This is a genomic window from Allobosea massiliensis, assembly GCF_042655245.1.
Lineage (GTDB): Bacteria > Pseudomonadota > Alphaproteobacteria > Rhizobiales > Beijerinckiaceae > Allobosea > Allobosea massiliensis.
Window position 1 is genome coordinate 1 of record NZ_JBHSLU010000123.1, and the last position, 24530, is coordinate 24530.

Here is a 24530-nt window from a genome sequence, read left to right on the forward strand (position 1 = left end):
CGGGGATCTCTCGGTTCAGGGTTGGCGTTCACAACCCAAACCTAACCGGCAATCGCCGGTGACCACCGTCAGCTACACCACGCTATGGGACACGACCGTGGGGGCGGCGCCTGCGGCCGGTCTCACAAGCCGGACTCGGGAGGCTTCGGGGCACCGCCCTGGGGGTACTACGGCCCCTGTGCGAGGAGCTCGCTGGAACGGTCATTGGCATCACGCCTTCGTCCCATGCCGGACGGCGCGACAACCCGATGAGGGGAACTGGCGCTTGAGGGCTCGCGGCGAAGGCTGGCTTTCGACCCGATAAGCGCGGCCCGGAGCCCAAAATCGCCGACAAGCGGAACGCCACGGGGCGTGCGGATGGTGGCTCAATCCATCCGCGCCGCATCCTGGCTCAACGGATGCGGATTTCTACCCCCGCGCCTCGCGGCGCTCCGCTGCCTCTCGTCACCAACCGACGCCGGAAGGCGGCGGAGATTTCGGCTGTCCGATTTCAAAGAAGGATGAGCCGCCCGCAATTCAGTTTACATATGAACCTTTCTGCGGATAAGCATTGTGTCGGGCCTTGCGCCCGTCCACGCTGTTCCGCAGTGTAAGGGCTTGAAAAACGGCATCGGCTGCCCGCCTCGCGGGTGAAAGCCGGGCGATGGGGAGGACGACGATGAACGCGACTGCCGCCACCCAGGCGAAGCCCGAGCCGCGCCCGTGGCTCGCCCACTACCCCCCGGCCGTGCCGCCCGAGATCGGCGATCCCGGTACGCTGGCGGATCTGATCGCCCGCGCCTGCCAGACCTATGGGACACGTCCCGCTTTCGAGAGCTTCGGCAAGGCGATCAGCTTCGCCGAGACCGGCCGCGCCGCGCGGGCCTTCGCCGCCTGGCTGCAGGCGCAGGGCTATCGCAAGGGCGACCGCATCGCCCTGATGATGCCGAACATCCTGGCCTATCCGGCGACGATCTTCGGCGCGCTGCTCGGGGGCTACACCGTCGTCAACGTCAACCCGCTCTATACGGCGCGCGAGCTGGCGCATCAGCTCAACGATTCCGGCGCACGCGTGCTCGTCGTGATCGAGAACTTCGCCCATGTCGTCGAGGAGGCGAAGCCGCAGCTCAAGATCGAACGCGTCGTCGTCGCGACGGCGGGCGATTTGATGGGCTTCAAGGGCCACATCGTCAATTTCGTCGCGCGGCGAATCAAGAAGGTCGTGAAACCCTTCAACCTGCCGGGCTTCGTGCCGCTGGCGACCGTGCTGGCGGGCTCGGACGCGATGACGCCTGTGACGGTGACGCCGGACGACATCGCCTTCCTGCAATACACCGGCGGGACGACCGGCGTCGCCAAGGGCGCGACGCTGTCGCACCGCAACGTCGCCTCCAATGTCGAGCAATGCGGGCTGTGGCTCGGCTGGGCGCTGGAGCCGCCGCTCGGCCGCAGCGACTACCAGCACGTCATGGTGACGGCGCTGCCGCTCTACCACATCTTCGCGCTGACCTGCTGCTGCCTGTTCATGCTGCGCATCGGCGCCAAAGGGTTGTTGATCGCCAATCCGCGCGACATCGCCGGCTTCGTCAAGACGCTGAAGGCCAGCCGATTCACGCTGATCTCCGGCGTCAACACGCTCTACAACGCGCTCGCCAACCATCCCGAATTCGCCCAGGTGAATTTCGACGAGCTGCGCTTCGCCGTGTCGGGCGGTATGGCGACGCAGGCCGCCGTGGCCAAGCACTGGAAGGCGGTGACGGGCCGGCCGATCATCGAAGGCTATGGCCTCTCGGAGACCTCGCCGGTCGCCACGATCAACCGGCCCGACATCTCCGAGTTCTCCGGCACGGTCGGCTATCCGCTGTCCTCGACCGAGGTTGCGATCCGCGATGCGGAGGGGCACGACCTGCCCATCGGCGAATCCGGCGAGATCTGCATCCGCGGTCCGCAGGTGATGGTCGGCTACTGGAACCGCCCCGACGAGACCGCCAAGGTGATGTCGCCGGACGGCTATTTCCGCAGCGGCGACATCGGGGTGATGCAGCCGGACGGGCAGGTCCGCATCGTCGACCGGATGAAGGACATGGTCCTGGTCTCGGGCTTCAACGTCTACCCCAACGAGGTCGAGGACGTGATCGCCACCCATCCGGGCGTGCTCGAATCCGCGGTTGTCGGCCTGCCGGACGAGCATTCCGGCGAGGCCGTCACCGCCTTCGTCGTGCGCCGCGATCCGGCTTTGACGGCCGACGAGCTGCGCGCCTTCTGCAAGGAGAGCCTGACCGGCTACAAGGTGCCCAAGCAGATCTTCTTCCGCGAAGCGTTGCCCAAGACCAATGTCGGCAAGGTGCTGCGGCGGGCGCTGCGCGAGGAGGTCGCGAGCAAGGGCTGAACGCTTGGGCTGGAAGAGGGTGGCTGCCCGTTGCCACAGTGCTGCCCCGCGATCATGCTCCCGATCGGATTGTCACAGGCGACCCTGCCGGTTCGCCTTCAGTCCCGAACGGAGATCGGCCGCTTGACCCCTCTCTCGACCGAACTGGCCCAACTGCGCGCGTCCAAGCCGGGGCTGCATGTCCATGAAGACCCCGCGCTGAATGCCGAGCCGCCGATCGCGCTGCTCGCCGATCTCATCACGCCGGCCGACGCGTTCTTCGTCCGCAACAATGGCGATGTGCCGGCCCTGCCACCGGACGACGACTGGACGCTGACGATCGATGGCGAGGTCGAGCGGCCCGCGCGCTGGACGCTGGATGCGCTGCGCGCGCGCTTCGAGACGGTGACGCTGACGGCGGTGCTGGAATGCGCCGGCAATGGCCGCTCGCAGTTTTTTCCCGCGACAGACGGTTTGCCCTGGCGGCTCGGCGCCGTCGGCTGCGCGCGCTGGACCGGGGTGCGCCTCGCGGATGTGCTGTCGGAAGCCGGCGTGCGGGAGACGGCGGTCTATACCGGCCATCATGCGCCGGACCGGATGATCGCCGATCCGTCGCGGCCGGCTTTGTCGCGCGGGCTGCCCATCGCCAAGGCGATGGCGCCGGAGACGCTGATCGCCTTTGCGATGAACGGCGAGCCGCTGCCGCGTCTGCATGGCGGGCCGCTGCGGATCGTCGCGCCGGGCTTTCCCGGCTCCGCCTGGCAGAAATGGCTCGACCGGATCGAGTTATGCGCCAAGGAGCATGACGGCGAGAAGATGGGCGGGACGAATTACCGCCTGCCGACGGCTCCGGTCGCACCCGGCGAGCCGCTCGATCCGAGCCGTTTCGCCGTGATCACCGACATGCCCGTGAAATCGCTGATCACCGCGCCGCTGGAGGGCTTTACCGTCACCTGCGGCGAAACCCTGACGGTGACCGGCTTCGGCTGGAGCGGCGCGATCCCGCTCGCGGGTGTCCGCGTCTCCAGTAATGGTGGCGTGAGTTGGCATGAAGCGGCGCTGGAGGAGAGCGAGGGGCCCTTCGCCTGGAGGCGCTTTCGTGCGGAGTTCGTCGTCGAGCGGGAAGGGGCGCTGTCGGTGCTCGCCCAGGCCCGCGATGCGCAGGGACATGTCCAGCCGCCCGAGATCGTCTGGAATCCGCGCGGCTACTGCAACAATCAGGTCCACCGCGTCGGCGGGACGGCGCGCGCGGGCTGAGGTCTCAGGCCGCGATCAGGGCGCGCCCGTCGGCCGCCGCGGCGGACACGGCAAGGATTTCACCGGGCGCGGTCTCCCGCCGGAAGCGCACCAGCGTGAAGTCCGGGGCGCGGCCGGTATTGCCGCGCTCGGTCAGCACCGTCAGTGGCCGGCCGAGGCGGGCGGCGAGATGCGCGGCATGGGCTGCGCCCGCGGCTTCCCGCAGCCGCGCCGCGCGTTCCGCCACGACCGGCCCCGGAAGCTGCGGCATCCGCGCGGCCGGCGTGCCAGGGCGAGCGGAATAGGGAAAGACATGGACATAGCTCAGTCCGCATTCGCCGATCAGATCGAGCGAGCGGGCAAACATCGCCTCGTCCTCGGTCGGGAAGCCGGCGATGAGGTCGGCCCCGAAGGCGATGTCGGGCCGCAAGGAGCGGATCTCCGCGCAGAAGCGGATCGCGTCGTCGCGGCCGTGACGGCGCTTCATGCGCTTCAGGATCAGGTCGTCGCCCGCCTGGAGCGAGAGATGCAGATGCGGCATCAGCCGCGGCTCGCTGGCGAGCGCCTCGCGCAGATCGTCGTCGGCCTCGACGGCGTCGATCGAGGACAGGCGAAGGCGCGGCAGCTCCGGCAGTTCGCGCAGGATCAGGCGCACCAGCCTTCCGAGCAGCGGGGTCTGGTCTAGGTCGCGGCCATAGCTGGTCAGGTCGACGCCGGTGAGGACGATCTCGCGCGCGCCGCCCTCCAGCAGCGCGCGGCACTGCGCCAGGACGGCCTCCGGCGCGAGCGAGCGCGAATTGCCGCGGCCGAAGGGGATGACGCAGAAGGTGCAGCGATGGTCGCAGCCATTCTGGACCTGGACGAAGCCGCGCGTCTGCCGGGCGGCGCGGCCGGCTTCGACCGGCGCGAGCCGCGTGCGGGCCATGATGTCGCCGACCGCGATCTTGTCGCGCGGGTCGGTGTCGGTGGCGCCGAGGCTGTTCGAGCGGGCAAGCGCCGCCCAGGTCGTCGGCTCCAGCTTCTCGGCATTGCCGATCACGCGGGCGGCTTCCGGCATCTGCGCGAAACGCTCGGGCTCGATCTGCGCGGCGCAGCCGGTGACGATGACCGGTCGGCCGGGCTGCTCGCGGTGGAGCCGGCGCACCGCCTGGCGGGCCTGCCGGGTGGCTTCTGCGGTGACGGCGCAGGCGTTGACGACGGCGAGGTCGGTGAGGCCCGCGGCTTCCGCCTGGCGGCGGAGCGCCTCCCCCTCGACGATGTTGAGGCGGCAGCCGAAGGTGACGACCTCGAGGGTCATCAGGCGGCGGTCTCGAACAGTTCGGGGGCGAGCGTGCCCTCCCATTCGAATTCGACGGGGCCGGTCATCAGGACATGGCCGTCGCTCTCGCGCCATTCGATGGTGAGGTCGCCGCCGGGCAGGCTGACCACGGCCTTGCGCGCGCTGAGCTCGCGGCGCACCGCCGCGACGAGGGCCGCGCAGGCGCCCGAGCCGCAGGCGCGGGTGATGCCGGCGCCGCGTTCCCAGACGCGCAGCACGATATGGTCCGGCGCGGTGACGGCGGCGAGCTCGATATTGGCGCGATCGGGAAAGATCGGGTGGTTTTCGAGCAGCGGGCCGATCTGCTCGAGATTGAAGCGATAGGGGTCGTCGACGAAGAAGACGGCGTGGGGGTTGCCCATGTTGACCGCGCAGGGCGTGTGCAGGATCGGATCGTCGATCGGGCCGATCTGAAGCTCGAAATGCGCGGTGTCGTGGAACGGCTCCGCCAGCGGGATGTCCTCCCAGCCGAGCTTCGGCGCACCCATGTCGACGGTGAAGACGAGGTCGCTGTCGCGCTTGGCCGGCAGCAGCCCGGCCTTGGTCTGCAGGGTCAGTGCGGTCTTGGCGGCATCGCCCATCATGGGGTCGGCCAGCATCGCCCAGGCGACGCAGCGCGTGCCGTTGCCGCAGGCGCCGGCCTCGGAGCCATCGGTATTGTAGATCCGGACATAGGCGTCGGTGCCGGGCGTGATGGAATCGTGCAGGACCATGAGCTGGTCGAAATGCGCGCGCGGCTCAGCCGCGATGGCGCGGGCATCGCTCTCGGCGACGCGCAGCTTCGTCCCGCGAAGGTCGAGCACGGTGATCTCGTTGCCGAGACCGTTCATCTTCAGGAACCGGCGATGGGCGAGAGCGTTCATTCCGTCACATATCCCATGACTGGCTGGTCTATGAGGGAGGCGACGTGAAAAAGCCATCCCCGCGATGATTTCCTGTCGTAAGTGGATGCTCCATATTGCGCTGCAAGAGCGCGAATCGAAACTGGCGCCCTATTCCATGGCAGGACGTTGACGATGCAGCATTTCTGGATCGCTGTCGGGGCGTTCGCCGCCCTCCTGAGCGTCGGCGGCGTCGCCGTCGCCCAGACGCGGGTCGCGCCGCCCGGCGCCGTCGAATCGGCGCCGCTCGCGCCGCCACCCGGTGCCGCTGTGCCCGCCCAGCCCGTGCCTGCCCAGGTGCAGCCCGCTCCCGTGCCGACGCCCCCGACAGCCGTTCCCGAGCCCGTTCCCGGCCCGCAGCCGGTCCAGCCGGCGCCGGCCCCGACGCTTCCGGTGACGCCGGAGCCTGTCCGGCCTGCCCCGACGCCGCAGGTTCCGCTGGAGCCGCAGCCCGTGCAGCCGCCGCCGACCCTGCCCGCGCCCGGTCCCGTCCAGCCCGTGCAGCCGCCGACGCTTCAGCAGCAGACCGGGACCATCGACCCGAACGCAACGCTCGCCGGCAAGCGCGGCGACCAGAGCGATGTCGATGAGGTGCTGCTGGTGGCCAAGCCTGTGCTCAAGCTTTCGGGGGCTGCGAGCTGGGACGAGGGTTTCAAGCGGCTGGCCGAGAGCTTCCGCGTGCTGCGCCAGGAGGCCGAGCGTGCGCGCCTGCCGGTCGCCGGACGGCCGCTGACGCTGTTCCTGGAGACCGACGACAATGGCTTCCGCTACGAGGCGATGCTGCCGGTCGGTCCTGCGCCCGAGGGCGAGCGCAACGCCACCTTCGGCAATGGCGTGCGCCCGGGGCTGACGCCGGCCGGGCCCTCGCTGCGCTTCGTCCATGTCGCGCCCTATGACGACATCGACTCGACCTATGAGACGATCACGGCCTATCTCGAGGCCAAGAGCATCACGGTGAAGGACGCGTTCCTCGAGGAATATGTCGGGGATCTCACCGATCCGGCCGACCCCAATCTCGAAATCAACGTCTACGTCCAGCCGCGCTGATCAGGAGCGTCATCTCAGGCCTGCCAGTTCAGGCCTGCCAGCTCAGTCCCGGCCGCATCGCGCGGAAGCGCTCCTCGGGAAGGCCGGCGGCCGCCAGCGCCGCGGCCAGCGCGGCCGGCGGTCGCTCGATGCCCTCGTCGGTGAGCTGGAAGGTGCCCCAGTGGTGGCCCAGCGCCGCTTCTGCGCGCAGTGCCAGCATGACCTGGACCGCCTCCTCCGGGTTCATGTGGTTGTCGCGCATGAACCAGCGCGGCTCATAGGCGCCGATCGGCAGGACCGCGAGGCGGAAGGGGCCGAGTTCGGAACCGAGGCGACGGTAGAGCGAGCCGTCATGGTAGCCTGTGTCGCCGATGTGGAAGATGCGGGCGCCGCCGCCCTCCAGCACGAAGGAGCACCAGAGCGCCATGCGCCGGTCGAAGGCGCCGCGCGCCGACCAGTGGTAGCTTGGAACCAGGGTGGTGCTCACGCGGTCGGACAGGGACAAGCGAGCCGACCAGTCATGCGCCTCTGCGCGGGCTTCCGGAATGCGGGCCCTGACGATGGTGTCGTTGCCGAGCGGCATGATCATGCGCGGCCGGTCGCGCTCGTGCAGCCGCGCCAGCGTCTCGATGTCGAGATGGTCGTAATGGTTGTGCGTGATCAGCACCGCGTCGATGCGCGGCAGGTCGTCGAAGGCGACACCCGGCTCGTTGACGCGGCGCGGGCCGATGAAGCTGAGCGGGCTGGCGCGCAGCGAATAGACCGGGTCGATCAGCAGGTTGAGACCCCCGATCTGGTAGAGGAAGGAGGCGTGGCCGAGATGGACGATGCGGACGCCCTCGACGCGGGCGGGCGGCCTGTCCTTGGGCGGTGCGGGGTAGCTCTCGGGAAACGTCTCGCGATCGCGCTTCGAGGTCTGCCATTTCAGCACGTCGGCGAGCCCCTTGGTCACGGGGCGGCCGTCGGTGAAGACGGTTCCGTTGAAGTTCTCGGTCACGGGGCCTTGGTAATAGGGATTGCGCGAGCGCGAGATCGAGGCCCAGGCGGCGCTGCCGGTGCCGAGCACGGCAGGGATTCCGAGGAGGGTGAGGAGCTTGCGGCGGTTCATGCCGCAGAAGGTGGGTTCGCGCCGCCGCGGGTCAAGCCGGCCTCGTTCACGGTCGCTTGACCGCCGTGCTCGTGACCGCAGTGCCCTTGATTGCCGTGACATGGAGCCAGGGCGTCGGCTCGCCGTCATAGCCGCCGCCGGTGTCCTCGCCGATGACGAGGCTCTGCCAGCGCTCGGGGCCGTAGGCGGACCGCAGCCAGTCCGGCGAGGGGTAGTTGAAGTAGCGGCCGAAGCGGTCGCGCCCCTCGGCCGTGCCCGCCTTGAAGCTCGCATAGAACAGCCCGCCGGGCTTCAGCGCCCTGTGGATGCGCGCGAGGATGCCGGGCAGTGCCGCGCGGGGCACGTGCAGCAGGCAGGCATTGGCCCAGACACTGTCAAAGGCTTCGGTCGCGTCGATGTCCTCGAAGAGCAGCACCCCGACCGGCCGCCCGAGACGCCGGCTGGCCTGCTCGGCCAGTTCCGGCGAGCCGTCGGTGGCGACGAGATCGAGGCCGCGGTCGAGCAGCGCGACGCTGTCGTGACCGCCGCCGCAGCCCAGTTCCAGCACGCGGGCGCCGGGCGGCAGCGCCGCGGCGAAGGCGGCGATGCGGGCATGCTCGGCTTCGCGGGAGCGCCCCGCATAGGCCTGGGCCTCGGCGGCGTAGAAGTCGAGCGTGGCGGTGTCGCGGGCGGTCATGATCGGTCTCGCCGTCAGCGCGTGCCGGTCCGCATCGCCACCGTCGCGATGCCGGCCCCGATCAGCAGGGTCCCGCCGGTCCGGTTGATGGCGCGGATGGCGCGCGGGCTGCTGACGACGGCGCGGGCGCGGGAGGCGATGAGCGCGTAGCCGAAGGCGTTGGCGGCGGCGAGCGTCACGAAGGTCACCTCGAAGATCAGCATCTGCGTCCAGAAATCCCCCTTCGGATCGAGGAACTGCGGCAGGAAGGCGACGAAGAAGGTGAGGCTCTTGGGGTTCAGCGCCGTGACCAACCAGGCATGACCGAGCATCTTCAGCGACGAGACGGCGTCCTCTCGCGGGCTGGCGTCGAGCGTGCCGCCGGCGCGGAAGAGCTTGATGCCGAGCCAGACGAGATAGGCCGCGCCCGCCCATTTCAGCACGGTGAAGACGGTGGCCGAGGTTGCCAGCAGGGCGCCGACGCCGAGCATGGAGAGCGTCATCGCCGTGAAGTCGCCGAGCGCGACGCCGGCCGCCGTCGGCAGCGCCGTGCGCCAGCCCTGGCCGAGCGCATAGGAGACGACGAGGAGGATCGTCGGGCCGGGAATGACGAGCAGGACGGCGGTGGCGGCGGCGAAGGCAGCCCAGGTTTCGAAGGTCATGAGGCTGTTTCCAGTGGCGCCGGGCGAGCCATCCCCAACCGCAGCGGTTTGTAAAGGGAGCCAGTTCAGACGACGTCTATCTGCTCACAAACCTCGATAGGCCTTGCAGTCTGCTGCGCTGCCCCATTCGTCAAAGGTCGCTAGAGGCGATTCGGTCTGCATCTCGCATGCCTTGGTGATGACGACGCGATCTCTCTCGACCGCATAGGCGATTTGATCACCGTTCCGAAGACCCAACGCCTCGCGGACCTCGTGTGGAATCGTCGTCCGTGCCTTGCTGGTGAGCTTGCTAACGATCATGGCCATCGCTCCGGTGTCATAGTCAGCGCGTCGGCCGGTTCGAGCCGAACCAGCCGACGGGCCCGGCCGACATCTCGACGCGCTTCTCCGGTTCGCCCGCCACGACAAGCGCCCACCAGGCGCGGTAGCGCGTCTGCGGGTCCTTCGCCAGCGCGATGCCGAAGCGGGTGGCTTCCTTCATGCGCAGATTGGCGTCATGGCCCGACGAGGCGCGCCAGCCGGAGAAGGCTTCCTCGGTCGAATAGTAGCCACCGCCGAGATTTTCCGCCGCCCGCGCCGCATCGAGGCCGGCGGCATGGACGCGGGACGCGAAGCTGCCGGCGGCGTCATGCGAGAGCGTGTTGGCGCGCGCCATGGCGTCGGCCTGGCGCTGGGCCATGGCCATCAGTGTGGGGTCGAGCCTGACAGGCCCAAGGCCCTGGCTGGCGCGGTAGGCGTTGAAGATGCGGCCGGCCTCCGCGGGATCGAGCGTGACGGCTTCCAGGCGTGCGGCGGCGCGGGGATCGAGCGGCGTCTCGCGGCGCGGCTCGGAGGCACAGCCGGCGGCGAGGAGGGCGAGGGCGGCAATCAAGAGAAGAGGGCGCATGAGCGAGGATGGGTCCGGCATCGCTGGGGTGTCCGCGCCGCTAGCGTCCCATCATGGCGAGATTGCTGCCGGCAGGGCGCCAACCTTGACTTTCGCCACAATCTGCCGCTTTAACCGCGCCATCCGTTTCGCCGACATCGTCGAGACCGCATCAGCCGACCGGGCCGCCTCGCGGCTTCACGAGCCCGGAGGTCAACGCCCGACAGCGCGTCCGCGCCCTCGGGCGCGAAACCGTTTGGCGATGAGGCTTCGCGATGCCGGTCCCTGAAGGCAAGCAAGCAGGTCCGCATGTTCGGCACTCTGAGCGACAGGCTATCAGGCATCCTCTCCGGGCTGACCCGCAGGGGTTCGCTGACCGAGGAGGACGTCAACGCCGCGTTGCGCGAGGTGCGCAAGGCCCTGCTAGAGGCCGACGTCGCGCTCGAGGTCGTGCGCTCCTTCACCGACAAGGTCCGCGAGCGGGCCGTCGGCGCCGAGGTGCTGAAGTCGGTCACGCCCGGCCAGCAGGTCATCAAGATCGTCAACGACGCGCTGATCGACATGCTCGGCGGCGACGGCGAGGGCATCACCTTCGACGCCGTGCCGCCGGTGCCGGTGTTGATGGTCGGTCTTCAGGGTTCAGGTAAGACCACCTCCACGGCGAAGATCGCCAAACGCCTGACCGACCGTGCCAAGAAGCGCGTCCTGATGGCCTCGCTCGACACGCGCCGCCCGGCCGCGATGGAGCAGCTCGCCGTCCTCGGCAAGCAGGTCGGCGTCGAGACGCTGCCGATCGTCGCCGGCCAGTCGGCCGTGCAGATCGCGCGGCGCGCGATCGAGGCCGCCCGTCTCGGCGGCTACGATGTCGTGATGCTGGACACCGCCGGCCGCGTCACGCTCGACGACACGCTGATGGCCGAGGTCGCCGAGGTGAAGGCGGCGACGAACCCGCACGAGGTGCTACTCGTCGCCGACGCGCTGACCGGCCAGGATGCCGTCAACACGGCGCGCGCCTTCGATGCCCGCGTCGGTCTCACGGGCATCGTGCTGACCCGCATGGACGGCGACTCCCGCGGCGGCGCGGCGCTCTCGATGCGCGCAGTCACCGGCAAGCCGATCAAGCTCGTCGGCACGGGCGAGAAGATCGATGCGCTGGAGGATTTTCACCCGTCCCGCGTCGCCAATCGCATCCTCGGCATGGGCGACATCGTCAGCCTGGTCGAGCGCGCGGCCGAGACGGTCGATGCCGACAAGGCCCAGGCGCTGGCGCAGCGCCTCGCCAAGGGCAATTTCGACCTCGCCGACATGCGCATGCAGCTCCAGCAGATGGAGAAGATGGGCGGGCTCGGCGGCGTCATGGGCATGCTGCCCGGCATGAAACAGATGCAGGGCCAGCTCGCCAATTCCGGCGTCAACGACAAGATGATCCGCCGCCAGATCGCGATCATCGACTCGATGACCCCGGCCGAGCGCAAGAACCCCGACCTGCTCAAGAACAGCCGCAAGAAGCGCATCGCCGCCGGCTCCGGGACCTCGCCGGAGGCGATCAACAAGCTGCTCAAGATGCATCGCGGCATGGCCGACATGATGAAGGCGATGAGCAAGCAGAAGGGCGGCATGCTCGGCAAGCTCGGTGCCATGTTCGGTATCGGCGGTGGCGGCCTGCCGCCCGGCATGCCCGACCCCTCGAAGATGGATCCGGCCCAGCTCGCCGAACTGCAGAAGCAGCTCGGCGCGGGCGGCGGCATGCCGGGGCTGCCTCCGGGCGGCTTCCCGGGCCTGCCCAAGGGCGTGACGCCGCCGGCTGGGATGATGCCGAAGCTGCCGGGTCTCGGCGGCCAGCCGGGCCGCGGCCTGCCGGGGCTGGGGGGCTCCAACCCCTTCGGAGGCAAGAAGAAGTGACCAAGCCCACCGAAATGCGCGTCGGCATGTTCGACGTGTTCAAGCAGGTCAAGGCCCGTCTCGACGAGGCCAACCTGTCGTATGAGACGTCGTCCTATCGCGACGACGCCTTCTCCTTCCTCGTGCATGCGCCGGGTGAATATTGGGAGATCGACGTGCTGGAAGACGGCTCGATCGATCTCGAGATCTTCACCTCGACGGGCATGAAGGACGATCCCTGGGCCGCGATCGACCAGCTGGTCGAAGACAACAAGCCCTGATTTCCCACCGCAACGCCCAAAACGTTCAAAAACCAAGGAAGAACGCGCATGTCCCTCAAGATCCGCCTGACCCGTGGCGGCGCCAAGAAGCGCCCGTACTACCGCATCGTCGTCGCCGATGCCCGCTCGCCGCGCGATGGCCGCTTCATCGAGAAGATCGGCTCCTATGATCCGATGAAGGCGAAGGATTCGCCGGAGCGCGTCGTGCTCGACGTCGAGAAGGCCAAGGAGTGGCTCGCCAAGGGCGCCCAGCCGACCGACCGCGTGCTGCGCTTCCTGGACGCCGCCGGCCTCGCCAAGCGCCCGGCCCGCAACAACCCGAAGAAGGCCGAGCCCGGCGAGAAGGCCAAGGAGCGCGCCGCCGCCAAGGCCGAGAAGAGCGCCGCTCCGGCCGAAGCCGAGGCGTGATGCGGCCTCAGGCTCGCGATGCCGTTCGTCATGGTCGGGCTTGTCCCGACCATCCACGTCTTCGCTGGTCGCGACCTGAGTTCAAGTCGTGGATGCTCGCCACAGGGGCGAGCATGACGGCCGCACCTCTTCTCGAGGAGGGGGCGCATGGCCGCTGACGACGATCTCATCCTGCTCGGCGTCATCGGCGCCGCGCATGGCATCAAGGGCGAGGTCCGGATCAAGGCCTTCACCGGCGATCCGCTGGCGATCGCCGATTACGGGCCGCTGACCGACGAGAAGGGCCGACGCTTCGAGATCGCCGAGATCCGCCCGGCCAAGGAGGTCGTGGTCGCTCGCCTCAAGGGTATCACCAGCCGCGAGGCGGCCGAGAGCCTCAACGGCGTCAACCTCTACGTCGCGCGCGACCGGATTCCGGCCCCCGAGGACGAGGACGAATTCCTGCAGGCCGATCTGATCGGCTGCGCGGTCGTCGGCCCGGACGGCGTGGTCCTGGGTACGGTCACCACCGTCGCCAATTATGGCGCGGGCGATCTGCTCGACATTCTGCTGCCCGATGGCCGCTCCGTGCTGATGCCGTTCACCAAGGCCTTCGCGCCCCGCATCGACATCGCCGCCCGGCGGATCGAGGCGGTTCCGCCCGAGGGGCTGTTCGAGGCCGACGATGACGACTGAGCCGAATCCCTCCAGCACGAAGGCCTGGGACCAGCCGGCCGGCGCACTGATCTTCGACATGGACGGCACCATCGTCGACAATATGCGCTTCCATGACGACGCCTGGGAGAACTGGCACCGCGCGCACGGCCTGCCCTTCGACCGGCCGGCCTTCTTCCGGACCACGGCCGGGATGGCGGTCGGCGAGATCGTCGGGCCCTATTTTCCCGGAGCCAGCCCGGACGAGATCGCGCGGCTCGGCGAGGCCAAGGAGGCCCTCTACCGCGAGACCTACCGGCCCCATGTCACGCCGCTGCCGGGGCTGCTGCCGCTGATGGCGCGCGCCCGCAGTTGCGGCGTGCCGATGGCGGTGGCCTCCGCCGCGCCGCCGGAGAACATTGCGCTGGTGCTCGATACGCTCGGTTTGCGCGCCGAATTCGCCACCATCATCTCGCCCTCGCAGGGTTTTCGCGGCAAGCCGCATCCGGACATGTTCGTCGAGGCGGCGCGCCGGATGGGCGTGGCGCCGGAGACCTGCCTCGTCTTCGAGGATGCGCCCAATGGCGTCGAGGCGGCGCGGCGGGCCGGCATGCGGGCGGTGGCCATGCTGACCATGCTCGGCGCCGAGGGCTTCGCGGCTTATGACAACGTCGTCGCCTCGGCGACGGACTTCAACGCGCTGGACCGGTTGCCGGCGTTGCGCTTCGGTTAGTGTTCGCCCCTCATCAAGCCGTCATCCTGGACAAGCCGCGAAGCGGCGCAGCTCCGGGATCCATTATAGAGATCGACATCGCTTTATGATGGATCCCGGGACGCCCTTCGGGCGCCCAGGATGACGAAGAGGTTCCAGCGCGAGCTCACTAAGGTTTTCTCCATGCCGTTCCGCGCCTCCGTCCTCACCCTCTATCCGGAGATGTTCCCGGGGCCGCTCGGCGTCTCGCTCGCGGGCGAGGGGCTGCGGCGCGGGCTATGGTCGCTGGAGACGCACCAGATCCGCGACCATGGCATTGGCCGGCACCGCAATGTCGACGACAACCCAGCGGGCGGCGGGGCGGGGATGGTGCTGCGCTGCGATGTGCTGGGCGCGGCGATCGATGCCGCCGTTCCAGCCGGTGATATGCGCCCGCGGCTGCTGATGTCGCCGCGCGGGCGGCCGCTGGCGCAGCGCCAGGTGCGCGACTGGGTGGCGGGCGAGGGCGTCGTCATCGTCTGCGGGCGTTTCGAGGGCGTCGACGAGCGGGTGATCGAGGGGCGCGGGCTGGCCGAGGTCTCGATCGGCGACTACATCCTCTCGGGCGGCGAGATGGCGGCGCTCGTCCTGCTCGATGCCTGCGTGCGGCTGATCCCCGGCGTGATGGGTAAGGAGCTCTCGGGCGAGGACGAGAGCTTCGAGAATGGCCTGCTCGAATATCCGCACTACACCCGCCCGCGCGAATGGGAGGGCCGGGGCCTGCCCGAGGCGCTGCTCTCGGGCGACCATGCCCGCATCGCGAAATGGCGGCGGGCCGAGGCGGAGCGGATCACGCGGGAACGGCGGCCGGATTTGCTGAAGGACCAGAGCGGAGGCTGAGCCCACGCGTCATTCTCGGGCGCAGCGCAGCGAAGATCCCAAGATCTCAGGGCGGAAAAACACGCTCGTTCACGGGCGCCCTGAGATGCTCGGGTCAAGCCCGAGCATGACGGCGCCTCAGGGATAGGCCGCCACCGGCAGTTTCTCGGCCAGCCAGCCGCCGGGGCCGAGCATGCCGCCGCGCACCGCCAGGATGTCGCGGAAGCCGCGTCCGGCGAGCTTGTCGCGTGTCGAGGCGCTGAGCGCGCCGCTGCGGTCGATCAGGGCGATGCGCTTGCCGCGATGGTCCAGCCGCAGGCCGGCCAGCCTGACCTCGAAGGCCGGCGTCTCGACATCGAGCGCGATCGCGCCCTGGGCCAGGCCGGTGTCGCGCCATTCGGCGGGCGTGCGGATATCGATGAGAAGAAGGGTGCCTGCGCGCGCCGCATCGAGCGCTTCCCGGGGCGCCAGGGTGGTCGGCACCTGCGCCTGCGCCCGGCACGGCAATAGAAGAACCGCCGCTCCCGCGATGAGGATACGGCGGTTCAAGATGGCATCGACGTCATTGCGAGGAGCGTCAGCGACGAAGCAATCCAGGAGCCGTCGCGCGAGACTTTCTGGATTGCTTCGCTGCGCTCGCAATGACGGTTCCGCTCAGCGCAGCTCGGCGCAGAAGCGCTGGATGCGGCGGCAGGCCTCTTCCAGCTTCTCGTCCGAGGTGGCGTAGGAGATGCGAAAGTTCGGGCCGAGTCCGAAGGAGGAGCCGTGCACCGCGGCGACGGCTTCCGCCTCCAGGATGCCCATGACCAGATCCTCGTCGGTCTCGATGACCTTGCCGTTGGGCATGGTCTTGCCGATCAGGGCCGAGCAGTCGGGATAGACGTAGAAGGCGCCCTCGGGCTTCGGGCAGACGAGGCCGCGGGTCTGGTTCAGCATCGAGACGACGAGGTCGCGGCGCCGCTCGAACGCCTTCTTGAAGACGGGGAGGTGGTCCTGCGGACCATCCAGCGCCTCGACGGCGGCCCATTGCGAGATCGCCGAGGTGCCCGAGGTCTGCTGGCCCTGGACGAGGTCCATGGCGTTCATCAGATGCTGCGGGCCGGCCGCGTAGCCGATGCGCCAGCCGGTCATGGCGTAGGACTTCGAGACGCCGTTCATGGTCAGCGTGCGGTCGTAGAGGCCGGGCTCGACCTGCGCCGGGGTGACGAACTCGAACTCGCCATAGACGAGGTGCTCGTACATGTCGTCGGTGAGCACCCAGACATGGGGGTGGCGCATCAGCACATCGGTGAGCTTCTTCATCTCGGCGCGGCTATAGGCGGCGCCCGAAGGGTTCGACGGCGAGTTCAGGATCACCCACTTGGTCTTGGGCGTGATCGCGCGCTCGAGCTCTTCCGGCTGGAGCTTGAACTCGTTCTCGATCTTGGTCTCGGCAAAGGTCGGGGTGCCGCCGCAGAGCGCGACCATCTCGGGATAGGAGACCCAGTAGGGCGAGACGCAGATGACCTCGTCGCCCGGGTTCAGCGTGGCGAGCAGGGCGTTGTAGATGACATGCTTGCCGCCGGTGGAGACGATGGTCTGGCTCGGCTTGTAATCGAGGCCATTCTCGCGCTTGAACTTGCGGGCCACGGCCTCGCGCAGCTGCGGGATGCCGGAGACGGGGGTGTACTTGGTCTCGCCGCGACGGATGGCGGCGATGGCCGCCTCCTTGATGTTGTCGGGCGTGTCGAAATCGGGCTCGCCGACGGAGAGCGAGATCACGTCCTTGCCCTGCGCTTTCAGGTCGCGTGCCTTCTGCGTGATGGTGATGGTCGCAGACGGCTTCACGCGCTTGAGGGCGTCGGCAAGGAAGGCCATGGGAGTGATCTCCGGATCTCGGACGAGGGCACGCCGCGGCGGGCGCGCGCGTGGTTTAGGACTCATAAGCGCCCATCGCAAGCGAGACTGCGTGATCATTGCCAGCAGCGGCGCGAATTGGAGCTACCGTTCAGCCGTATCGGTAAGGGCGCGAAAGGTGCATGCTGATGGAAGGCGGCCGGGGGCCACTCATCACCAGCGTGCCAGCGGCGCGCGGAAGGCGGTTCCGTGAAACTCAGGATCGGCTACGAGCTCGACTACGATTTTCCCCAGCCGACCCCGCTGATCCTGATGCTGAACGTGCATTTCAGCCGGTTCTCGGATCTCGAAACGCCTGATTACATGCGCATCAGGCCGTCCGTGCCGGTCAGGGCCTATCGGGACGGCTTCGGCAACTGGTGCACGCGGCTGGTCGCTCCGCAGGGCAGGATGCGGATCACGGCGGATGCTGTCATTTCCGACAGCGGTCTGCCCGAGGCGCATGATCGCAGCGCCGGGCAGGTGCCGGTCGAGGATCTGCCGGAAGAGGCGATCGTCTTCCTGCTGGCGAGCCGCTTCTGCGGTTCAGACCGGCTGCTCGATCTCGCCTGGGAGCTGTTCGGCACGACGCCGCCGGGGGCGCCGCGCGTCCAGGCGATCTGCGACTTCGTCAACCAGCGCATCGCCTTCAACTACAACGACGCGAGCGTGACGCGCTCGGCTTCGGACGCCTATGCGGAAGGGCGGGGCGTCTGCCGCGACTACGCCCATCTCGCCATCGCGTTCTGCCGGGCGATGAACATCCCGGCGCGCTACTGCACCTGTTATCTCGGCGATGTCGGCACGCCGCCGCCCTGGCCGCCGGGTGATTTCGCAGCATCCTTCGAAGCCTATCTCGAGGGCGGCTGGCAGATGTTCGACCCGCGCAACAATGTCCCGCGGATCGGGCGCGTGCTGATCGCGCGCGGCCGCGATGCGGCCGATGTCGCCATCGCCACCACCTTCGGGCCGAACACGCTGACCGGCTTCAAAGTCTGGACCGACGAGGTGGTCGAGGTGTGAGCCAATGGCGGCGCGCCCGCTCGGGCCGCGCCGTCTCGGTCTGCCGTGCTCTCAGTCCCGGAACAGCCCGGAGGTGTCCGGCTTCCTGGCGCGCAGCGGCGTCTTGCGGGCGAGGCCCTTGGCCTTGGGGGCCGCGGGGTCGGTCGCCTCATCTTCCGGCGATTGCTGCCCGTCTTCGACCGGCTCGGTCTGTGCGGGGGCGGCAATGGCCGGCTTGGCCGCAGCGGCCTTTTCGTCCGCCCTGGCCTGCTCGGCCGGGTCGATGGTCCGGAAGCGGATCATTTCTTCTTCGGCCCCGCAGCGCGCGCGACGGCTGCCGCGAAGGTCGAGGGCGCCGCCGCCGTCACCTTCGGCTTGTCCTGCTTCGGCTTCTTGGCTTCGCGGTTTCCGCGCTGTTCGCCTTTTGCCATGGTCGGTCTCCCTTGGGTCTGAGGGCGCGGGATCGCGCCCCCGGTGGATCTCGGGTTCGAGTCAGGCCTGGCCTGGATCGCGATGGACGCTGAAGCGAGGTTCGATCATGCGGGCGGCTTTCGCCTGCCGCGGCCGGCCCGGCAGGGTCCGGGGCTCGTCATGTCGAAGCAGGCCCCGATCCTAGGCCAGACCGCCGTCGGGCGCACGCTGTTTCTGGCGGGCGCGTCATTCGGCAGCGCCGCGGGCACGGCGGCGCTCCAGCGCCCGCACCGCGCCGGCGGTCCAGCGGGGGCGGCCGAAGCAGGGAAAGCCACGCCGGTTCAGCCGCCGCGCGATGTCGGCCGGGTCGGTGATGCCGACCTCGCGGAACTGGTCGAGCAGGGCACCGGCCGCGACGCTGTGGATTTCGGCGAGGTCGCGCGCCAGCCGGCGGGCGCTTTTATCAGCCCCTGCATCACCGCTCAGCGGGTGCCCCGGCCGAAGCTCGGCTCGACCGGGTGGGGCGAGAGCATCACCGCATTGGCATGGCCGCCCTCGAAGAGCGCGAAGCGCATGGCGTCCTTCCTGTCGCGAAAGATGCCTTCCGAGACACCTTCGAGATCGCGGGCGACCCAGAAGCCGGCTCGGGAACGACCGACGAGGAAGAGGTGGCTGGCGTCGCTGTGCGGCGGCTGGAGGGAACGGGACCGGCCCATCGTCACGCTCCTCAGCTCACCGCGGCCCAGGCGCGCAGGGCGATGATGCCGCCCGCCATCAGGGCGAAGAAGGCCAGCGCTGTCCATTCGGCCAGCAGGAAGCGGCGCGCGATGCCGGCACGTTGCGGCGACGCAGGGCGGCGCGGCGTCGCAAGCGCGCCATAGACCGCGCGGATGCGCTGCTGCCGGCGGGTATGCGAAGTGGGAAATGAGATGGTCATGGTCACCTCCTGAGAGGCGACCGGTTTAGGTCCCATCCGCATAAGCGCGCGATGCGGAAGAGCGTGCGCAAGCATAAAGCGCCCGTAAACCGGAAGGGTTGCCCCGGGTGGGCCGGCCTGTCATGGCTCCCGGCGATGGAACTCGTTGCACCCCCGAAGCCCGCGCCGATCGCGATCTATGTCGATGCCGACGCCTGCCCGGTGAAGGACGAGGTCTTCAAGGTCGCCGGCCGGCACCGGCTGCATGTCTATGTCGTGGCCAACAGCTTCATGATGCTGCCGCGCGAGCCCTGGATCGAGCGCATCGTCGTCTCGGGCGGGTTCGATGCGGCCGATGACTGGATCGCCGAGCGCGTCGCCCGCGGCGCGATCGTCATCACCTCGGACATTCCGCTCGCGGATCGCTGCATCAAGGCCGGTGCCGAGGTCATCGGCCCGACGGGCAAGCCCTTTACCGAAGCCTCGATCGGCATGGCGCTGGCGACGCGCGACATGATGGAGGATCTGCGCGCGATGGGCACCGCCACCGGCGGGCCGAAGCCGTTTTCGGCGCGCGACCGCTCCGCCTTCCTGCAGGCGCTCGACCTCGCCATCCAACGGCTGAAGCGGGCGGCATTCGCCGCAGCTGAGCCGCGCTTAGGCCCTTGATTTCGCGGCGGCTTTGGGCCTGCGGGGCCATTTCCCTCCGGCTGCGAATGCTCTAATGCTGCGGCCAAGCCTGTTGCAATCGGGCCGCTCCGGGAGGAAGTTCATGCCGTTGACCCGCCGTTCCACGCTCGGCCTGATGGCCGGCGCCGTCCTCGCTCCGTCCGTCCTGCGGGCACAGAGCTTCCCGACCAAGCCGATCACGCTCGTCGTGCCCTATCCGGCGGGCGGCCCAACGGATGCGATCGCGCGCTTCGTCGCGCAGGACCTGTCGACCTCGATCGGCCAGAACGTGGTCGTCGACAACCGCGCCGGTGCCTCGGGCGCCGTCGGCACGCGGGCCGTGGCCAAGGCCGATCCTGACGGCCATACCATCGTCTTCGGCAACAACCAGACGCATGGCAACAACATGTTCCTGCTGAAAGAGCCGGGCTACGACGCGGTCAAGGATTTCGCGCCGCTGGCCGGCGTCGGCGCCTTCGAGCATGCCTTCGTGGTGCGCAACGACCTCCCGGCCAAGACCATCAAGGAGCTGATCGCGCTCGCCAAGGCCGATCCGGGCAAGCTCAATTACGGCTCGACCGGCGTCGGTTCGGGCTCTCATCTCGCCATGGAGCTGTTCATGGCGCGCACCGGCATCAAGATGACGCATGTGCCTTTCCGGGGAGCGGCGCCGCTGGTTCAGGAAATCGTCGGCGGGCGCATCGACATCGCCAATTCGACGCTGCCGAGTGTGCTCGAGCAGATCAATGCCGGCACGTTGCGGGCGCTGGCGCTGGCCAGCCCGGAGCGCAACCCGCGCGCCAAGGACATTCCGACCCTGCGCGAGCAGGGCGTTACCGATGCCGACGCCGATTCCTGGGCGGCCTTCTTCGCGCCGGCAGCCGTGCCCGCGCCCGTGCTGGAGACGCTCTCCAAGGCGATCCTGGCCTCGCTCGCCAAGCCGGCCGTCAGCGAGGCGATCCTCAAGCTCGGCTTCACGATGAGGTTACGTGACCCCGCGGCTTTCCGGCCGTATCACCAGCAGGAAATCACGACCTGGGAAAACATCATCAAGGCGGCCGGTGTGAAGCCGGAGTAGCCTGAGGCGAAGGAGCCGGCATGGCGGCGGCAGGGTTCGGAAGACGCTTCGTTCTCGCTCTGCTGCTGTTGCCGGCCTTCCGGCCCGGAGCGGCCTCCGCCATCGAGGTCGATCGCGAGCGGGTCTGGGCGCTGCTCGCGAAGCCCGGCCATGTCGCGCTGATGCGCCATGCCGACGCGCCCGGGACCGGCGATCCGGCCGGCTTCCGCATCGGCGACTGCGCGACGCAGCGCAATCTGGGCGAGCGCGGGCGCGAACAGGCGAGGCGCCTCGGGGAGGAATTCCGCCGCCGCGCGATCCCCGTGTCGCTGGTGCTGACCAGCCAGTGGTGCCGCGCGCGCGACACGGCCGCCCTGATGGCGCTCGGTCCGATCGAAGACGAGCCCACCGCGCTGAACTCCTTCTTTGGGCGCCCCGGCGAGCGCGAGGCGGCCACCGCCGCGCTGCGCCAGCGTCTCGCCGCGCTTCCGGCCGATGCCGGGCTGGTGCTGATGGTCACGCATCAGGTCAACATCACGGCCCTGACAGGGGTCTTCCCCGCGTCCGGCGAGATGGTCGTGCTGAAGCGCGACGCGAGCGGCGCGGTCGTGACGGTCGGGCGCCTGCCGGCGCCTTGATGTCGCAGGGGAAACCGCGGCGCAGGCCGAGCGGTTATTCCTGTCCCATGATCAGCAAGGAGACGACGATGCGCAGCGCTGCCTGGATCGCCACCGTGACTCTGACGATCGCCGCCTGGCCCGCGTCGCGGGACGCCGCCGCGCAGCAGCGCTATCCATCGAGCGCGGGCGACCTCGTCGTCGAGACGGTGGCGGGAGGACTGGAGCATCCCTGGGGGCTCGCCTTCCTGCCGGACGGTCGGATGCTGGTGACGGAACGGCCCGGGCGCCTGCGGCTAGTGGGGACGGATGGCAAACTCTCTGCGCCGATTACCGGGGTGCCGAACGTCGCAGGGCGCGGGCAGGGCGGGCTGCTCGACGTGGTTCCCGATCCCGGCTTTGCGCAGAACCGGACGATCTATCTCTCCTTCGCGGAGCCGCGCTCTGGGGGCACCGGGACCAGCGTCGCCCGCGCCCGCCTCAACGAGCGCGGCACGGCGCTGGAAGGCACCAAGGTGATCTTCCAGCAAATGCCGACGATCGCCAGCAACATGCATTTCGGTTCCCGGCTGGTCTTCGACCAGACGGGAGCGCTCTTCGTCACGGTCGGCGACCGCTATGGTCAGCGCGACCAGGCGCAGAATCCGGCCAATCATATCGGCAAGATCATGCGGATCCGGCCCGAGGGTGGTGCACCCGCCGACAACCCGAAGATCGAGGCCTGGCAGCCGGAGATCTGGTCGATCGGCCACCGGAATGTGCAGGCTGCGGCTCTCCATCCGCAGAGCGGCCAGCTCTGGACCGCCGAGCACGGCGCGCGCGGCGGCGACGAGGTGAACACGCCGAAGGCCGGGCGCAATTACGGCTGGCCGGTCGTCACCTTCGGTATCGACTATTCCGGCGCCAAGATCGGCGAGGGCACGAGCAAGGCCGGCATGGAACCGCCGCTGTTCTACTGGGATCCCTCGATCGCGCCCTCGGGGGCCGCCTTCTACACCGGCGCGGTCTGGCCGGCCTGGACGAACTCGCTCTTCGTGGGCGCGCTAGCGGGCCAGATGCTGGTCAGGCTCTCGACGCAAGGCGAAGCGGTGACCGGGCAGGAGCGGCTGCTCGAAGGGCTCGGCGAACGCATTCGCGACGTCCGGCAGGGGCCGGACGGGTTTTTGTACCTGCTGAGCGACGCACCCGACGGCAAGCTGCTGCGGGTCAGGCCGGCGAAATAGGGCTGAGGGTTGGGGCCTGTCGTTCGCCGTCGCCGAAAGGCTCGTGTGACGCTCCGATTCCTGTTACCGCGCTTCCCGGCTCAAGGTTGGGAAAGCTCAGGCGATGCAGGACGGCACTCTCTCGATCGGGATCATTGGCGCGGGCATCATGGGCGAGCGACTGCTCGGCGCCATCCTCGACCAGTCGCCTGCGCTGGTGACGGTCAGCGGCGTCTGGGATCCGGCGCCTTCGGCGATGGCGCGGATGGCGGCGACCTTCCCGCAGGTTCCGCGGCCGGCCGATGCCGCGGCGGTCATCGCCGCCAGCGACTGCGTCTACATCGCCTCGCCGCCGGCGTTCCATCTCGGACACGCCCGCGCCGCCATCGCCGCCGGAAAGAGCGTCTTCTGCGAGAAGCCGCTGGCCGTCGATGTTGAGGATGCGCGCGCCTTCGTGGCAGAGGCGGGAGACAGGGGCGCCGTCAACTTCCCCTTCGCCTCCTCACTGGCCGTCGCAACCTTGATGGACTGGATCGCGCAGGGCGCCGTCGGGACCGCCTCGCGCATCACCATCGAGGTCGCCTTCGCGACCTGGCCGCGCTCCTGGCAGGCCGATGCCGCCGCCTGGCTGGACGGTCGGCAACAGGGCGGTTTCACCCGGGAGGTCGTGTCGCATTTCCTGTTCCTGAGCCGGCGACTCTACGGCCCTCTGCATGGGCTGAGCGCGAGCGCGGCCTTCCCCGAGAAGGGTCGGTCGGAGCGATCGATCGAGGTGAGGCTGATGGCCGGCGAGATCCCGGTCGACCTCAGGGGCAGCGTCGGTACGACGACGAAGGACGACCACAACATCTGGATGCTGGAAGGCGACCGGGGGGCGGTGCGTCTCTGCGACTGGTCGGTCGCCGAACGCCGTCGGCCTGACGGCACCTGGGAGAGGGCGGCCGACGCCCTGTCGCAGCTGGAGGCGCGACCGATCGCGCTCAGGCGCCAGATCGAAGGGGTCGTCAGACTGACGCGGGGCGAAGCGCACCATCTCGCGACGCTGACGGACGCCCTGAACGTGCAGGAGATCGTCGAGGGCATTCTCGCTGATGGTCTGAGAGCCACGCGGTGTTGAAAGCCCGTAGTCATACGATCTCTGCCAGCCGCGTGTCCTGCGACAGCACCAGGCACCAATGCGGCTCGAAATCGGCGCCGAGCGGCCAGACGAAGTCCTTGAAGATATCGAGCAGGCGGGTCTGGTAGCGCTCGAACCATGTGCGCTGGCAGAGCACGAATTTGGTCGCGCCGACGATCGTCTCGCGGTCGATGATGCAGAGCGGGACGATGTCGGGATTGGCCTCGAGATAGGCCTGCACGGCGACCATCAGCGTCGGGTAGCCGGGGTGCAGCATGTCGTCGAGGACGATCAGCCCGCCTTCGGCGAGGCAGGCGGTTGCCAGTGCGAGGTCGCGGCCGAGCGCGACGCGGGAATGCTCGCCGTCGATGTGGATGAAGCGCAAGCGGTCGCCGTCGGCTTGGGCGAGGAGGTCGGCGGGCGCCATTGCGCCGGCATCGCCCTTGATGGTGCGGCGGCGCTCCGGGCCGATTCCGTGCCGGTCACAATTCGCCTCGAAGCGCTGCTCGACGCCAGGGTCGGGCCAGGAGAAGATGTCCAGCGCCAGAGCGATCTCGCCCTCCTCGAGCGCATGGGCGAGCGCGATGAAGAAGCGGCCCTCGAAGGCGCCGATCTCGGCGATCGGGCCCTTCAGGCCTTCCTCCGTCTGCAGGCGCAGCAGCCGCGCGCAGATCGCGGCGGCAAAGCGCGAGGACATGCCGACGACGCGATCATAGCCGTCGGAGAGATAGGCCTCGACCGCGTCGTGGCCGGAGAAGGGGAGGGCGGGTCTGGCGAGCTGATCCATCGTGCC

29 protein-coding genes are annotated in these 24530 nt (G+C 69.0%); 15 read left to right on the forward strand and 14 right to left on the reverse strand.

Annotated elements, in window-relative coordinates; genetic code table 11:
* The first annotated feature begins 658 nt into the window (after positions 1 to 658).
* Both ACFPN9_RS26440 and ACFPN9_RS26445 read left to right on the forward strand, forming a co-directional pair.
* The gene (locus ACFPN9_RS26440) at positions 659 to 2368 is read left to right on the forward strand and encodes an AMP-binding protein (protein WP_066721766.1); all 1710 of its coding nucleotides are present in this window, start codon (positions 659 to 661) and stop codon (positions 2366 to 2368) included.
* A gap of 123 nt (positions 2369 to 2491) precedes the next feature.
* Entirely contained in the window at positions 2492 to 3604 is a 1113-nt protein-coding gene (locus ACFPN9_RS26445) for a sulfite oxidase (protein ID WP_066721768.1), read from the forward strand.
* Between the two features lie 4 nt (positions 3605 to 3608).
* On the opposite strand, the gene mtaB is transcribed toward ACFPN9_RS26445, so the two are convergent.
* Positions 3609 to 4880: a tRNA (N(6)-L-threonylcarbamoyladenosine(37)-C(2))-methylthiotransferase MtaB gene (gene mtaB, locus ACFPN9_RS26450; RefSeq protein ID WP_066721770.1), complete on the reverse strand. Its 1272-nt coding sequence runs from the start codon at positions 4878 to 4880 to the stop codon at positions 3609 to 3611.
* The gene (gene dapF / locus ACFPN9_RS26455; RefSeq protein WP_066721777.1) at positions 4880 to 5764 is read right to left on the reverse strand and encodes a diaminopimelate epimerase; all 885 of its coding nucleotides are present in this window, start codon (positions 5762 to 5764) and stop codon (positions 4880 to 4882) included. Before dapF ends, mtaB begins: the two co-directional genes overlap by 1 nt.
* 153 nt (positions 5765 to 5917) lie before the next feature.
* Between dapF and ACFPN9_RS26460 the strand changes: the two genes are divergently transcribed.
* Positions 5918 to 6829 (forward strand): GyrI-like domain-containing protein, encoded by a 912-nt coding sequence (locus tag ACFPN9_RS26460; RefSeq protein WP_066721779.1) that lies wholly within the window; start codon positions 5918 to 5920, stop codon positions 6827 to 6829.
* 28 nt (positions 6830 to 6857) lie between these two features.
* Here ACFPN9_RS26460 and ACFPN9_RS26465 read toward each other — a convergent pair whose 3' ends face one another.
* From ACFPN9_RS26465 to ACFPN9_RS26485, 5 genes are all read right to left on the reverse strand, one after another.
* Positions 6858 to 7916, reverse strand: coding sequence for an MBL fold metallo-hydrolase (locus tag ACFPN9_RS26465; protein ID WP_066721780.1), 1059 nt, complete (start codon positions 7914 to 7916; stop codon positions 6858 to 6860).
* A 46-nt stretch (positions 7917 to 7962) separates the two neighbouring features.
* On the reverse strand, positions 7963 to 8592 hold the full coding sequence (locus tag ACFPN9_RS26470; protein WP_066721781.1) for a class I SAM-dependent methyltransferase: 630 nt from the start codon (positions 8590 to 8592) through the stop codon (positions 7963 to 7965).
* 14 nt (positions 8593 to 8606) lie between these two features.
* Positions 8607 to 9233, reverse strand: coding sequence for a LysE family translocator (locus tag ACFPN9_RS26475; RefSeq protein ID WP_066721783.1), 627 nt, complete (start codon positions 9231 to 9233; stop codon positions 8607 to 8609).
* Between the two features lie 84 nt (positions 9234 to 9317).
* Positions 9318 to 9539 (reverse strand): AbrB/MazE/SpoVT family DNA-binding domain-containing protein, encoded by a 222-nt coding sequence (locus ACFPN9_RS26480; RefSeq protein WP_245282391.1) that lies wholly within the window; start codon positions 9537 to 9539, stop codon positions 9318 to 9320.
* A gap of 16 nt (positions 9540 to 9555) precedes the next feature.
* On the reverse strand, positions 9556 to 10119 hold the full coding sequence (locus ACFPN9_RS26485; RefSeq protein ID WP_197426645.1) for a CAP domain-containing protein: 564 nt from the start codon (positions 10117 to 10119) through the stop codon (positions 9556 to 9558).
* A gap of 288 nt (positions 10120 to 10407) precedes the next feature.
* Between ACFPN9_RS26485 and ffh the strand changes: the two genes are divergently transcribed.
* From ffh to trmD, 6 genes are all read left to right on the forward strand, one after another.
* Complete coding sequence (gene ffh / locus ACFPN9_RS26490; RefSeq protein WP_066721793.1) at positions 10408 to 12000, forward strand: signal recognition particle protein; 1593 nt, start codon at positions 10408 to 10410, stop codon at positions 11998 to 12000.
* Positions 11997 to 12260, forward strand: a complete 264-nt coding sequence (locus tag ACFPN9_RS26495) for a hypothetical protein (protein ID WP_066721795.1) — start codon at positions 11997 to 11999, stop codon at positions 12258 to 12260. The genes ffh and ACFPN9_RS26495 overlap by 4 nt, the downstream gene beginning before the upstream one ends.
* Before the next feature lie 48 nt (positions 12261 to 12308).
* Positions 12309 to 12668 (forward strand): 30S ribosomal protein S16, encoded by a 360-nt coding sequence (gene rpsP, locus ACFPN9_RS26500; protein WP_066721797.1) that lies wholly within the window; start codon positions 12309 to 12311, stop codon positions 12666 to 12668.
* 147 nt (positions 12669 to 12815) lie between these two features.
* Positions 12816 to 13343 (forward strand): ribosome maturation factor RimM, encoded by a 528-nt coding sequence (gene rimM, locus ACFPN9_RS26505; RefSeq protein ID WP_066721799.1) that lies wholly within the window; start codon positions 12816 to 12818, stop codon positions 13341 to 13343.
* Positions 13333 to 14034, forward strand: a complete 702-nt coding sequence (locus tag ACFPN9_RS26510) for an HAD family hydrolase (RefSeq protein ID WP_066721801.1) — start codon at positions 13333 to 13335, stop codon at positions 14032 to 14034. The genes rimM and ACFPN9_RS26510 overlap by 11 nt, the downstream gene beginning before the upstream one ends.
* 120 nt (positions 14035 to 14154) lie before the next feature.
* Positions 14155 to 14892 carry a tRNA (guanosine(37)-N1)-methyltransferase TrmD gene (gene trmD, locus ACFPN9_RS26515; RefSeq protein ID WP_066721802.1) on the forward strand — a complete coding sequence of 246 codons (738 nt, stop codon included), beginning with the start codon at positions 14155 to 14157 and terminating at the stop codon, positions 14890 to 14892.
* Positions 14893 to 15009: 117 nt separating this feature from the next.
* Here trmD and ACFPN9_RS26520 read toward each other — a convergent pair whose 3' ends face one another.
* Complete coding sequence (locus tag ACFPN9_RS26520) at positions 15010 to 15420, reverse strand: rhodanese-like domain-containing protein (protein ID WP_068077848.1); 411 nt, start codon at positions 15418 to 15420, stop codon at positions 15010 to 15012.
* A 105-nt stretch (positions 15421 to 15525) separates the two neighbouring features.
* Positions 15526 to 16728, reverse strand: a complete 1203-nt coding sequence (locus tag ACFPN9_RS26525; RefSeq protein WP_066721804.1) for a pyridoxal phosphate-dependent aminotransferase — start codon at positions 16726 to 16728, stop codon at positions 15526 to 15528.
* Between the two features lie 228 nt (positions 16729 to 16956).
* Between ACFPN9_RS26525 and ACFPN9_RS26530 the strand changes: the two genes are divergently transcribed.
* Positions 16957 to 17769 carry a transglutaminase-like domain-containing protein gene (locus ACFPN9_RS26530; protein ID WP_066721805.1) on the forward strand — a complete coding sequence of 271 codons (813 nt, stop codon included), beginning with the start codon at positions 16957 to 16959 and terminating at the stop codon, positions 17767 to 17769.
* A 51-nt stretch (positions 17770 to 17820) separates the two neighbouring features.
* Here ACFPN9_RS26530 and ACFPN9_RS26535 read toward each other — a convergent pair whose 3' ends face one another.
* From ACFPN9_RS26535 to ACFPN9_RS26550, 4 genes are all read right to left on the reverse strand, one after another.
* A complete protein-coding gene (locus ACFPN9_RS26535) occupies positions 17821 to 18051 on the reverse strand; it encodes a hypothetical protein (RefSeq protein ID WP_066721806.1) in 231 nt (76 codons plus the stop codon).
* Positions 18048 to 18179 carry a hypothetical protein gene (locus tag ACFPN9_RS26540; RefSeq protein WP_280939902.1) on the reverse strand — a complete coding sequence of 44 codons (132 nt, stop codon included), beginning with the start codon at positions 18177 to 18179 and terminating at the stop codon, positions 18048 to 18050. The genes ACFPN9_RS26535 and ACFPN9_RS26540 overlap by 4 nt, the downstream gene beginning before the upstream one ends.
* A gap of 462 nt (positions 18180 to 18641) precedes the next feature.
* Positions 18642 to 18875, reverse strand: a complete 234-nt coding sequence (locus ACFPN9_RS26545; protein ID WP_066721807.1) for a hypothetical protein — start codon at positions 18873 to 18875, stop codon at positions 18642 to 18644.
* 11 nt (positions 18876 to 18886) lie between these two features.
* Complete coding sequence (locus ACFPN9_RS26550; protein ID WP_066721809.1) at positions 18887 to 19096, reverse strand: hypothetical protein; 210 nt, start codon at positions 19094 to 19096, stop codon at positions 18887 to 18889.
* A gap of 135 nt (positions 19097 to 19231) precedes the next feature.
* Between ACFPN9_RS26550 and ACFPN9_RS26555 the strand changes: the two genes are divergently transcribed.
* The 5 genes from ACFPN9_RS26555 to ACFPN9_RS26575 all read left to right on the forward strand — a co-directional run bounded on the left by ACFPN9_RS26555 (position 19232) and on the right by ACFPN9_RS26575 (position 23737).
* On the forward strand, positions 19232 to 19744 hold the full coding sequence (locus ACFPN9_RS26555; RefSeq protein WP_066721811.1) for a YaiI/YqxD family protein: 513 nt from the start codon (positions 19232 to 19234) through the stop codon (positions 19742 to 19744).
* A gap of 103 nt (positions 19745 to 19847) precedes the next feature.
* Positions 19848 to 20822, forward strand: coding sequence for a Bug family tripartite tricarboxylate transporter substrate binding protein (locus tag ACFPN9_RS26560; RefSeq protein WP_067253419.1), 975 nt, complete (start codon positions 19848 to 19850; stop codon positions 20820 to 20822).
* A gap of 20 nt (positions 20823 to 20842) precedes the next feature.
* Positions 20843 to 21439 (forward strand): histidine phosphatase family protein, encoded by a 597-nt coding sequence (locus ACFPN9_RS26565; RefSeq protein ID WP_066721815.1) that lies wholly within the window; start codon positions 20843 to 20845, stop codon positions 21437 to 21439.
* Between the two features lie 68 nt (positions 21440 to 21507).
* The gene (locus ACFPN9_RS26570; RefSeq protein WP_377817920.1) at positions 21508 to 22641 is read left to right on the forward strand and encodes a PQQ-dependent sugar dehydrogenase; all 1134 of its coding nucleotides are present in this window, start codon (positions 21508 to 21510) and stop codon (positions 22639 to 22641) included.
* 103 nt (positions 22642 to 22744) lie between these two features.
* The gene (locus ACFPN9_RS26575) at positions 22745 to 23737 is read left to right on the forward strand and encodes a Gfo/Idh/MocA family protein (RefSeq protein ID WP_066721817.1); all 993 of its coding nucleotides are present in this window, start codon (positions 22745 to 22747) and stop codon (positions 23735 to 23737) included.
* Positions 23738 to 23747: 10 nt separating this feature from the next.
* Here ACFPN9_RS26575 and ACFPN9_RS26580 read toward each other — a convergent pair whose 3' ends face one another.
* Complete coding sequence (locus ACFPN9_RS26580; RefSeq protein ID WP_066721819.1) at positions 23748 to 24524, reverse strand: class I SAM-dependent methyltransferase; 777 nt, start codon at positions 24522 to 24524, stop codon at positions 23748 to 23750.
* Positions 24525 to 24530 lie beyond the last annotated feature (6 nt).